The 12,023-nt window shown below is 26.8% G+C and carries 9 protein-coding genes; 4 read left to right on the forward strand and 5 right to left on the reverse strand.

Going from position 1 to position 12,023, the window contains the following annotated elements; translation table 11 throughout:
- The first annotated feature begins 198 nt into the window (after positions 1–198).
- The 3 genes from F811_RS16420 to F811_RS0101700 are packed head-to-tail and all read left to right on the forward strand — an operon-like array spanning position 199 to position 2,871.
- Positions 199–360 (forward strand): hypothetical protein, encoded by a 162-nt coding sequence (locus F811_RS16420; RefSeq protein WP_020003567.1) that lies wholly within the window; start codon positions 199–201, stop codon positions 358–360.
- A complete protein-coding gene (locus F811_RS0101695; RefSeq protein WP_020003568.1) occupies positions 350–1,279 on the forward strand; it encodes a glycosyltransferase family 2 protein in 930 nt (309 codons plus the stop codon). Before F811_RS16420 ends, F811_RS0101695 begins: the two co-directional genes overlap by 11 nt.
- Positions 1,280–1,299: 20 nt before the next feature.
- Positions 1,300–2,871: a hypothetical protein gene (locus F811_RS0101700; RefSeq protein ID WP_020003569.1), complete on the forward strand. Its 1,572-nt coding sequence runs from the start codon at positions 1,300–1,302 to the stop codon at positions 2,869–2,871.
- A gap of 243 nt (positions 2,872–3,114) precedes the next feature.
- Here the strand turns inward: F811_RS0101700 and F811_RS0101705 are convergent, their stop codons facing one another.
- The 4 genes from F811_RS0101705 to F811_RS0101720 form a co-directional block, all read right to left on the reverse strand.
- Positions 3,115–5,010, reverse strand: a complete 1,896-nt coding sequence (locus tag F811_RS0101705) for a tetratricopeptide repeat protein (RefSeq protein WP_020003570.1) — start codon at positions 5,008–5,010, stop codon at positions 3,115–3,117.
- A complete protein-coding gene (nusB, locus tag F811_RS15395) occupies positions 4,982–5,551 on the reverse strand; it encodes a transcription antitermination factor NusB (RefSeq protein ID WP_020003571.1) in 570 nt (189 codons plus the stop codon). The genes F811_RS0101705 and nusB overlap by 29 nt, the downstream gene beginning before the upstream one ends.
- A gap of 195 nt (positions 5,552–5,746) precedes the next feature.
- Entirely contained in the window at positions 5,747–6,304 is a 558-nt protein-coding gene (locus F811_RS0101715) for an adenylate kinase (RefSeq protein ID WP_020003572.1), read from the reverse strand.
- Positions 6,305–6,415: 111 nt separating this feature from the next.
- Positions 6,416–8,014, reverse strand: a complete 1,599-nt coding sequence (locus tag F811_RS0101720; RefSeq protein ID WP_026364311.1) for a hypothetical protein — start codon at positions 8,012–8,014, stop codon at positions 6,416–6,418.
- A 353-nt stretch (positions 8,015–8,367) separates the two neighbouring features.
- Here F811_RS0101720 and F811_RS0101725 point away from each other — a divergent pair, with 353 nt between their 5' ends.
- Entirely contained in the window at positions 8,368–9,564 is a 1,197-nt protein-coding gene (locus F811_RS0101725) for a pyridoxal phosphate-dependent aminotransferase (protein ID WP_020003574.1), read from the forward strand.
- A 184-nt stretch (positions 9,565–9,748) separates the two neighbouring features.
- On the opposite strand, the gene F811_RS0101730 is transcribed toward F811_RS0101725, so the two are convergent.
- Positions 9,749–11,200 (reverse strand): catalase, encoded by a 1,452-nt coding sequence (locus F811_RS0101730; RefSeq protein WP_020003575.1) that lies wholly within the window; start codon positions 11,198–11,200, stop codon positions 9,749–9,751.
- Positions 11,201–12,023: the final 823 nt, after the last annotated feature.

Raw genomic sequence — 12,023 nt, forward strand, 5'->3', positions numbered from 1 at the left:
TTTAACTCTAGCCATAAATTAAATACTCCATTTTAAAATTAACACTAATATTTAAGTATATAATAATTTTACAAAATAAAAATGTTTAATCTAGTATAACATAAATTGTAATAATATAAATACTTTATTTAGTAAAAAATATTGAAATTTATATTATTATGATGTATAATAAAATAGTTATTATCTTAAGGAAGATTTATGAAATCAGAAATCAGAAATCAGAAATCAGAAATCAGAAATCAGAAATCAGAAATCAGAAATCAGAAATCAAGTTTCAAAAAAATAATAGATTATTTTGTCATTGCAAAAAAAATATTTATAGCTTTTTCTATGAAGGTATATTTTATTTATGAATATTAGTATAATAATACCATGCTATAATGAAGAAGAAGTTTTAAATACTCTTTATGAAAGAATTGATAATGTTTCAAAAAAATTATTAAACTATGAATGTGAATTTATTTTTGTTAATGATGGAAGTAAAGATAAAACGGAACAAATAATAGAAGAATTAAATAAAAAAGACAGCAGAGTAAAACTTTTTTCTTTTTCACGCAATTTCGGACATCAGGCTGCGGTAAGCTGCGGAATACATAACTCTAAAGGGGATATAGCTATAATAATAGATGCCGATTTACAAGATCCTCCTGAAATTATACCAGATATGATAAAAGAATATGAGAAAACTAAAACTCCTATTATTTATGGTAAAAGAGTTTCAAGAAAGGGTGAGAGTATATTTAAGAAGCTAACAGCCTCATTATTTTACCGTTTGATAAATTTACTATCAGAAGTAAAGTTCCCAGTTGATACTGGAGACTTTAGACTTATAGATAAAAATGTTATAGAAGCGTATAAATCTTTTAGTGAAAATCCAAAATATATAAGAGGTTTAATAAGCTGGACTGGTTTTGAACAGAGAGCTTTTGAATATGAGAGGGATGCAAGGGCAGCAGGTCATACAAAATATACTTTTAAGAAAATGCTTAAGTTGGCTCTTACTGGAATATTATCATTTTCAGTTAAGCCTTTAAGAATATCATTATTTTTAGGCATACTAGCTATATTTGTTGCTTTGGCTTTTTCTATTAGAGTATTTTATTTGTATCTATTTAATCCAGAGGTTTTAGTAAAAGGCTGGGCTTCTATTATAATTACAATTCTTTTTATGGGCGGTTTTCAGTTAATTTCACTTTCTGTTATTAGTGAGTATTTGGCTAATATATTTAATGAAATCAAAAAAAGACCTGAATATATAGTAAAAAAAACAATAGAATAATTTTAAGGATAATAAAAAAGATGAAAAAGAATATTATATTATATAGTGCATTTATAATTCCTATAATACTTACAATAATAATACATATTTATGGATTTCCAAGAGCAAAAGCTGAAATTGATAATTTTAAACAATATGATGATATGTTAACTTTTTATAATATGAATTCTTTACCAGTTTTAGGTACAAAAATGTGGGATGCCTATACTGATTATACTCCTAGAATGCCGGGTGGATTTTACTATATATTGTATACATTCATTTATAAAATAACAAATGAAAATTTTTTTATTTCACGTATTGTATTTATGTTTCTATGTTTTTTAGTTTTATTTGTATTTTTGTTGTGGCTTTATAAAAGGTTTGGTAAGTATATAACGGCTGTATTTACGGCTTTATTATTATGCAATGCATATTTATTTTTTGCAAGTATAGATATTTATAATCCAAATCCAATGATATATTTATCATTTATATTACTGATATTATTTTGCGAATATGTATCAGATGGAAAATATTCATATGTTTCAGCATTATTTATGTTTCCTATTATTGCTTTAATGGCTCAATGTCATTTTGCTGTATTTTTTTCGATAGTTCCGTCATTAATAGTTTACCATATTATAAGATTTAAAACACTTACAAAGAAATATATAGTTCCGCTTTTGTTAAGTGTGTTTATATCTTTTTTATTATACTTGCCTTATTTGATTAGTGAAATTAACAATGGTTTTTCAAATACATTGTCAATGATTTCATTTAGACAAGGAGGAAAATTAGTAGGGCTTCCTCAAATTTACTGCATGCTAATATACCCTACAACAGAAATGTCTATCTTTTATGGAAGAACTAATGCTATACTTTATTTTTGGTTTAAAGATAATCCTTTTTTAGTTTTTATGGCATTAATGCTCTTACTTACAGCAGCTTTTTCTATAACTGCTTTTATTTTTTCTGCTAAAAAAGTGTTTACAAAAAATAATCAATCTTTTGATGTTAGAGATATAATGTTAAGAGAAAGTATGATATTATATTTAATATATATACCTGCAACATTATTAGTGTTTTTTATAGCAAAATCAAAACCAGGTACTTTTCATTATATTTATAATGCATTTGCTTTATCATTTGTCCCTATATTAATATTAACAAAATATATAGAGGAAGGACGTTTTATAAAATTAAAAACTTTTTTGCCTATATTTGCCATTTTTATAAGTATCGCTCTTTCTTTACATATTGTTAGGACCATAAATCTATATGCAAAACAATATAGTTATGATAATCATAAAGCATTAATGCAGTCGATAATAGATGATTCTAATGGCGAAGAGTTTGATTTAGATACAATAAGAACTATTTCGACTATTAAAGAAATGTATAAATTTGCCTCTCTTATGTATGGAATATCTGATGAATGGAATATGAATGAAGAAGCAAAATTAACATATTTTATTTTTAATAGAGATATGTATTTTTTTACAGGAAAGTGGTCTGATGTAAAAGAAGGAAAAAATAAGCCTATACCAGAAAATGCTGTAAAAATATGGGGAGATGATATTTTAAGTGTTTACAGATATATTAAAGATTAATAATATATAGAATTAGACTGTAAGTAAATGGAAAACATAAATGTATAAAAGAAACTGTAATATAAAAGTTATATTATACAAATCCTTAATTTTTATAAAATACTTTTGAAACGATTCTAATATAAAATATTAACAATGCAAAAATAAGAGGCTTTAGTAATATTTAATAATAATAAATAATTAATAAAGCCTCATTATTAAAAGATTGTAGGATTAAAATATTTAACTTTCTAAAACTAATAATCAATTATTGTACATAAGCTCTTTTTTAGTCAAAACCTGTCTTAATCCGTCTTTAGCCTGAGAATCACTGCCGTTGTAGCTTAATGCATTTCTGTAGCTTTCTTCTGCATTATCAAGTTCATTCATTCTGTAATAGCATTTACCCAAAGCTAAATTAATATCAAATAAATCTCTCTTTGACGATGCTAAATTTAAAGCCTCATTATAAGCATATATGGCATCATTATACTGAAGCCTTCTATAAGAGAAAGCCCCATAAAGCATGTAGTTTTCTACACTAGGTGACATTTCCACAAGCTGCCTGTAATAGGTTGTAGCATCATTATAAGAGCGTATCTCTTCCATCATAGTAGCTAATGTTATCCAAGCATTTTCTCTTACTAATGTTGTATTGTTTTCATCATTTGCTGCTATAAGCAGAGATTCTTTTGATTTTTCATAATCTTTAGTTTTATAATAAAGCATTCCAGCTCTGTATATACTTTCTCTGTCTTTAGGATATTTTGAAAGTGTGTAATTGTAATAATTTAATGCTTCATTATTATTGCCTATGCTTTCATAGTAAATAGCAAGTGTTCTGCTAGGAAAGGCATTGCCCACTTCTTCAGCAATAGAATCTTTTAATAATTTAATACCTCTGTCCGAATTACCATAATACAACTCCAACTCACCAAGTCTAGGCATAAATATAGCATTATTAGTTTCTATTTTGTATATCTCCTGATAATATTTAAGAGAAGGAAGAAAATCTTTTTGTCTGTATGTTATATCTCCAAGTCTTTCCAATGCTGTTTTATAAAGATCATCTTTATTGTCAGCCATTATAATTTTTTTATAATTAGCCTCTGCTTCTTTTAACATACTTCCTTTATAGTAGGCATTGGCAAGAAGACCAGTAGCTTCATAAGTATTGGTATAATCTTTCATTTTTGTTAATTTCAAATAATACTTAATAGCTCTGTCGTAGGCATTTTCTTTTTCGTATAATTCACCCAAAGCTAATATAGTATCAACATCATTAGGGTTTTGTTCAAGTATTTGTTCATATACTTTTTTTATGCCGTCATAGTCTTCAACCTGCTCATATATTTTTACAAGTCTTCGTATAGAGTCTGGCTTAGTATCAGAATTAACTAAACTTTTTAAATACATTTCTATGGCACTATCAGTATCTCCAGATATTACGTAAATATCTCCGAGTATTGTAGCAGCCTTATCAGCATATTCTCCTTTGCTTCTTCGTACTAATTTACTTAAAGTATCATAAGCAACACTTTGAAAACCTTCATTAAGTGCTATTAAACCAACATAGAATAATGCTTCATCGCTTTCTTCTAAAGATAATACTCTTTCATAATATCCTTTTGCCAAACGAGGCAAGTTTCTTTCCATATAGAAACGTCCCAAAGTAAGAAGGCTAGGTATATAATTGCTGTTTATAGATAAAGAAGTTTCTAATGAAGTTAGAGCCTCATCATACATCTCTTTTTCTAAATATGATATTCCTAGATTATGTTTAAGCTTTTCGTCTAAATACAATGAATTTGTCATAGTATTAAATATTTTTATAGCATTATCATAATCTTCAGTTTCATTATATATTTGACCAAGCAGTATATTTGCTTCATACTGTTTTTTAGGATCTATAGTTGTGCTTATTTCTTTTTTTAGTATAGATTTAGCTTTATTGTAGTCTTTGTTTTTATAGTATTCTTTTGCCAAAGTGTAATCATCAGCGGCCTGAGAGTTTAACCTTACTTTACCCTGCATTATTGCTACATTTAATGATATTATAGCTATAAAACCTAAAGCACCTATACATAATATAAAAACCACCATTTGAAGATTTTTATATTTAGCTAGTCTTCTATTGTATGTCTTCTTCCTGTATACCATCTAAAATCCCATTAACAAATTTATAAGAATCTTTATCACTAAACATTTTAGCGATTTCGACTGCCTCATCTATAACTACAGATTTAGGTATGTCTTTTAAAAATATTAAAGAATATATAGACATTCTGATAATAGATTTGTCTACATATTGTATTCTCTTTATGTCCCAGTTATTAGAATATTTTTCTATTAAGCTGTCTATTCTCTCTAAATTTTTTATAGTTCCTTCCACTAAATTTCTTGTAAATGCAAATATATTTTCAGGTATTTTTTTATCATAATCAAAATCTAAAATATCATTTATACTTATTTTTCTTTCATTAATTTCATAAGAATATAAAGACATTACAGCATATATTCTTGCCTGTCTTCTAGCTCCGTAAGAAGATAAATCCAAGTCTTTGATATTTTCTTTATTTTTGGACTTAACTATCATTTTCTTTTTTACTACTTTTCTAGGAGCATTATCATTATCTGAAACAGTTTCTTCATTTATATTTTCTGTGTTTTCAATATTTTTTATCTCTTTTTCTTCAGACATATTTATAAACCTACAAATTAATAATTTCTCTTCTATATTTTTAATCTTTTTAAAGATTTTCGGAATATATATTATAAAAATGATTTTGCCTAATATTTTTATTTATTAAAAAAAATTGTAAAATAATAAATGTTTTTTAAAATAAAAAAGGCCATAGCATAAAAACTACAGCCTTAACACTTAAATAATTATATATTATAGCGAATCTAATTCTTTTTTTATTTTAGCATACACTTCTTCTGGTGTTCCTACGCTTTCTATTTTTATTATTTTTGCTTTGCCGTTATAATAATCAAGTACTGGCTTACTTTGACTTTCAAATACTTTTAATCTGTTTTTGATAGTTTCTTCATTATCATCGGCGCGTCCTCTTTTTAAGAGTCTGTCTATTATTATCTCTTCAGAAGCAAATATATCTATAACAGCACTGATTTTATAATTTAGGCTGTCAAGTATAGATGATAATTCTTTTGCCTGTTCCATAGTTCTAGGGAATCCGTCAAGCATAAAGCCATTTTTACAGTCATCTTTAGTTATTCTTGCTTTAAGCATATCAATAACCAAACTATCTGGTACTAATTCACCTTTGTCCATATAGGATTTTGCAGTTTTACCTAGTTCGGTACCATTAGAAATATTTTCTCTTAACATATCGCCTGTAGCAATATGTGCTATAGAATAATCTTTTTCTATTAAAGCAGATTGAGTCCCTTTACCTACACCGGGAGCTCCTATAAAAATTATATTAAGCATATTACAACTCCTAAAAAGCATTATTATTAGTAGTATAGTAAATAATACATTTTTGTCAAATTTATTTTAAAAAATAATGTTATTTATTTGTTTTTTATATGATTAATATTGTTACCACCGCCATGAATACATAATATTTGCTCCGCCGTATCCTGCATTAAATGATAATTCCTCTACAGCAAAATTACTTTCATTTATCCAAAGCATATAATATATACCTGTAGTTAGGGCAAATGCTCCAGTAAGCACCATTCCAGCTATATATATATTCATAGCAGTATTATAGTTTCTTAAATCTACTTCAGGTCTGTTAGGAGAGTTTTTATATTGATTATAGTATTTTACCATTGTTGAATCTAATATTTCACCTGCATATACATAAGTACCTATTGAAAATATAGCACTGGCTATAGTTAGTCCGAAAAATATTTTTGTGTTTCTTTCATAATTTTTAAATATTTTATCAGCTAATGTTGGTTCTTTAAATCGTTTCATATTTGGAGTAAGATTAAGAGAATTGGTGCTGTTTACAGTAAATGTACCGTAATAATCTATATAATTTGTATTTGTTATTTTTATAGAATACGTACCAAAACCAAAGTATCTATTTATTACATTAGTCGGAGTTTCTTTTACTCCATTTATAACTACAGAACTTTCTTCTTCTCCTGGTATATTTATCTGTACTCTGGCAGCATTTGTAAGTTCATCTAATTTGAACTGGAGAAGTATATTTTCATTAGGATTTTCAAATGAAAGCATAGTATCTATAGTTTCATAAGCTTCTTTTTTTATAGTAAATCTATGGCTGTTTGTTGTCAGAGCTGGAACATATAATGTATCTCCGCTTTTTCCTATAAATATATCATCAACATAAACAAAAGAGTCTGGAGGGCTTACATCTATTGCTATAATTCCTGTTTTATCTAAATAGCTTATTCTATTTGCTATTTCTAAAGCATAATTTGGCACTTGTTCATCTATTCTTGCTTCAGGCACAGTCATAGAGTATGAACTTATCTTTCTATCTTTGATATATGCTACATATGTTACTACATTAATATTTGGTCTTTTATATTCAACAGTTCCAAATATTGCTATATCAGAGTTTCTGGTAAATACATATTTTTTTATGTCATCTCCGAAATATTCATAATAGTTTTTTCCTATATCCACTTTTTGAATAAAATCATTAGTACCTTTTAGTATTACATTAGTTCCGTTATAGTCGAATATCATTTCATTAGTTTGAAGTACAAATCCTTTAGTTTCAGGAGTTATTAATTTTACATTGCTGCGTACGTCTCCCCAGTTAGTATAGGTTGTATATTCATAATTTGTTATTATAGTAATATTTGTTCCTTCTTGCCTGCTTGTATATGTTATATTTGTAAATTTGAAAACTTTATAATCATAAGCCCTTTCAAAGTCTACGGGAATAATTGTATAATTTGTTTCAGACTGAAGTCTTATAGTTTTATTATATTCCAACTGATTGGCTATTGCATCTGCTACTGCAAATGTAATATAATTGTAGTTTGTATTATCGCTTATATTTGTATATATATAAATATCTATTTTTGCAGTTTCTGTACTTGTATAGTATGGCCTTACTTCTTCTATTTTTATTGGCTTTCCTCCAAATGGATAGAGGTATATTGATGAGAATAACAATATTAATAATAATTTGATAATTTCTTTTATATACATATATTTCATTTTTATTATTAATTCTATATTAAAAAACATCTTTTATCAATAGCAGTTATTTGATAATTTGATTCTATAAAATCAATATATTAAATTTTTATAATTTAATAATTATAATGTAATATTATGTTTATATATTAAAAAATTATTTATATGTATAAGTATATGTTTTAGTAACTTTATTATAGATATAAAGTTACTGAAATAATTTATATAAATTTTATTAAGATTATAATTTTTTATATATTATTCTTTTTTTATTTATTTTTTTTATTAAAATATTGACAATTTTTGTGATTTGATATATCTTTTATCTTTAGATTACTATATATAATAATTATTGGAGAAGTGTTATGGATATATCTAAAAGAATTCAAAGATTGAAAGTTTCGCCTGTTAGAAAATTGAACCCTTATGCAGAAGATGCTCTTAAAAGAGGAATTAAGATTTACCATCTTAATATTGGGCAGCCTGATATAGAGACTCCTAAGATATTTTTTGAAGCTATTTCTAAATATAACGGTACAACCCTTAGATATGAGCATTCAAGAGGATTGGCTTTGCTTATTGATAGAATACAAAAATATTATGAAAAATTAGGTATTCATTATGATGTAGAGGATATAGTTATAACTAGCGGAGGTTCTGAGGCTATATCATTTGCTATGCTTGCTATATTTGATGAAGGAGATGAGATATTAGTTTCTGAGCCTTTGTATGCTAATTATAAAAGTTTCTATGATGTATTTGATATTAAATACAATGCTGTTAGAACTTATGCAGAAGACGGTTTCCATTTGCCAAGCCGTGAGGAGATAGAAAAACATATTACGCCTAAAACTAAAGCATTTATGCTTGCAAATCCTTCTAATCCTACTGGTGTTGTATATACTAAAAGAGAGATGGACGATATAGCATACATAGTAAAAAAATATGATTTATTTTTGATAAGCGATGAAGTTTATAGAGAGTTTGTTTATGGAGACAGAAAAGCAATTAGTTTTGGTACTTATAAAGATATAGAAGAAAATGTTGTTATAATAGACTCTATATCAAAAAGATTCTCTGCATGCGGAGCTAGAATAGGCTGTCTTATCAGTAAAAATAAAAAATTAATGACAGCAGTATTCAGAGAATGTCAGGCAAGATTATCTCTTCCTACTTTGGATATGCTTGGAGCTGTTGCTTTGTATGAGCTTCCAGATCATTATTTTGATGCTGCTTTAAAAGAATATGATTACAGAAGAAAAATCATATTTGAAGAACTTAACAAAATGGAAGGTGTTGTTGCTAGAGAGCCTGAAGGGGCTTTTTATGTACTTGCAAAACTTCCAGTTAAAAATGCTGAAGATTTTATAATATGGCTTTTGAAAGATTTTAATATTAATGGAGAGACTGTTATGTTTGCTCCTGCTGAAGGTTTCTATGCAACTGAGGGCTTGGGTAAAGATGAAGTGAGAATTTCTTATGCATTAGATTCTAATGATTTGAAAAAAGCTATGAATATATTAAGAGAAGCATTGATTAAATATAAAGAAGTAGAAAAATAAGTATTACTAATTTATTTATAATAGTGATAAGATAATAAAAGAGGGCTATTTTTTATGGCTCTCTTTTATTATATTTATTATATTTTTATAAAATAAAAGCTAATACCTTTATTTAAAAAGATATTAGCTTAATAATGGTTTGATTGTTTTTATATTTTTTAAAAATTGTTATACTAAAAAATTATCATATATCTTTCTCATCAATGCCCAAAGCTTTAAGAACACCTAATCCGTAGGCTTTGTCCACATTCATACAATTTTTAATATGTCTTAATTTTACTTCTTTAGTAACACCTTCCATATCTCTTGCTGTGTTTTCAAACAATACTTTTTTCTGTTCATCAGTCATAAGATTAAATAAAGCTCTTGCATCAGTGTAGTAATCATCATCATCTTCTCTGTAATCATATCTAAAAGCATCACCATAAAGTTTTAGAGGAGGCTCAGCATACTCTTTTTGCTCTTTCCATTCACCTTGAGAGTTTGGTTCATATTCAACTTTAGAGCCATTATTAGAATCTACTTTCATATATCCGTCTCTATGATAAGTATTAGCTTTAAACTTAGGAGCATTTACTGGTATGCTTGAATAATTAACACCAAGTCTATATCTTTGAGTATCAGTATATGAGAATAATCTTCCCTGAAGCATTCTGTCTGGAGAAAAACCAATTCCAGGTATTATTGTAGAAGGGCTGAATGCTGATTGTTCTACTTCTGCAAAATAGTTTTCAGGATTTTTATTTAATTCTAGTACTCCTACATCAATTAAAGGATATTCTTTTTGAGACCAAGTCTTAGTTAAATCGAATGGATTTCTTTTACTTGCATTAGCTTGTTCTTCTGTCATTATTTGAATCTTCATATTCCATCTTGGATAATCGCCTCTTTCTATAGCTTCAAATAAATCTTTTTGAGAGCTTTCTCTGTCTTTTGCTATTATAGCTGCTGCCTCTTCGTCAGTAAGATTTTTAATACCCTGCTGAGTTTTGAAATGGAATTTTACCCAATATCTTTTACCTTCCTTGTTTATAAAACTATAAGCATGACTGCTGAAACCATGCATATGTCTGTAGCTGTAAGGTATTCCTCTGTCGCTCATGTCTATTGTTATTTGATGAATGGCTTCTGGTAAAGAAGTTAAAAAATCCCATTTATTTTGAGCACTTCTCATATTTGTTTTAGGGTCTCTTTTTACAGCATGGTTTAAATCTGGAAATTTTAAAGGATCTCTGAAATAAAATACTGGAGTATTATTTCCTACCAAGTCCCAGTTTCCTTCTTCAGTATAGAATTTAATTGCAAATCCTCTAATATCTCTTTCAGCATCTGCAGCTCCTCTTTCACCTGCTACTGTAGAAAATCTCACAAATAAATCAGTTTTTTTTCCAATTTCAGAAAATATTTTTGCTTTAGTATACTGTGTTATATCATGTGTAACTGTAAATGTACCATATGCCCCAGAGCCTTTTGCATGCATTCTTCTTTCTGGTATTACTTCTCTGTCGAAATGTGCCATTTTCTCCATAAACCATACATCTTGAAGAAGCATAGGTCCTCTAGGTCCTGCTGTAATTGAGTTTTGATTGTTTTCAACTGGAGCCCCAAATTCAGTTGTTAATTTTTTATCAGACATATTAAAATCTCCTTATTGGTATTTATTATTAATAAATATATTATACTAAATAATATATATTATTTCAAGTCTTAATTCTAATTTTTTATTATTTTATATTATAATATGAAACTTTTTTAAGATTTATACGTCTAATACATCAAACAGATATATGATTATATATAATTTGGAGGTTTATGATAAATTAAAAAGCATATTTATTTTAATATGCCTTCGCTTAAAACTTTTGAATAAAAAGGGATATTTATAAAAGTTTTATAGTGTTGTATGTATCAGAACGGATAAAACTGCTTTATAATACCATACTGCAGTTTTATCCAAAATTATTATTTAATTTTTAATGAAGCTGTTTGAAGATATTTCAATAAATAATTATTAAATTTTATTTTTAAGAATTTTTTATAGGGAACTTTTTCATACATTTATACGTCTAATATATTAAATAAAGCTGATTTATAAAATTAAATCATTTTAGAGGTTTATGTTAAATTTTTAAAGGAGGTTATTTTTGCTTAATACTTTTAATGATGTAAACTAAATTTCATGATTTTAAAGTGTTATGCATATAAGGCTGCTTTGGACATTTTGGAGGTTTATGGTGTTTCAAAGCGGCTTTAGTTTGTTTTTATTATTTTAATTAGTAAATGCTTACCTTATAAAAAGGTCTATATAAATAATTATATAGACCTTTTATTTTTTTGAGTATATACTCAACTGATTTACATTATATAGAATTATCAACTTTTTTGCCGCACAAAAAAGTTTTTGCCAAAGGCACGCTTCGCGAAAAACGCAATTACTAGAACTTTATACTTTAAAGATA

This window comes from Brachyspira innocens ATCC 29796 (genome assembly GCF_000384655.1).
Classification (GTDB): Bacteria; Spirochaetota; Brachyspiria; order Brachyspirales; family Brachyspiraceae; genus Brachyspira; species Brachyspira innocens.

Bases quoted from the DNA above. Each gene is read 5' to 3' on its own strand.
- F811_RS16420 (WP_020003567.1), top strand. From the start codon at position 199: ATGAAATCAGAAATCAGAAATCAGAAATCAGAAATCAGAAATCAGAAA.
- F811_RS0101695 (WP_020003568.1), top strand. From the start codon at position 350: ATGAATATTAGTATAATAATACCATGCTATAATGAAGAAGAAGTTTTA.
- F811_RS0101700 (WP_020003569.1), top strand. From the start codon at position 1,300: ATGAAAAAGAATATTATATTATATAGTGCATTTATAATTCCTATAATA.
- F811_RS0101705 (WP_020003570.1), bottom strand. From the start codon at position 5,010: ATGGTATACAGGAAGAAGACATACAATAGAAGACTAGCTAAATATAAA.
- nusB (WP_020003571.1), bottom strand. From the start codon at position 5,551: ATGTCTGAAGAAAAAGAGATAAAAAATATTGAAAACACAGAAAATATA.
- F811_RS0101715 (WP_020003572.1), bottom strand. From the start codon at position 6,304: ATGCTTAATATAATTTTTATAGGAGCTCCCGGTGTAGGTAAAGGGACT.
- F811_RS0101720 (WP_026364311.1), bottom strand. From the start codon at position 8,014: ATGTATATAAAAGAAATTATCAAATTATTATTAATATTGTTATTCTCA.
- F811_RS0101725 (WP_020003574.1), top strand. From the start codon at position 8,368: ATGGATATATCTAAAAGAATTCAAAGATTGAAAGTTTCGCCTGTTAGA.
- F811_RS0101730 (WP_020003575.1), bottom strand. From the start codon at position 11,200: ATGTCTGATAAAAAATTAACAACTGAATTTGGGGCTCCAGTTGAAAAC.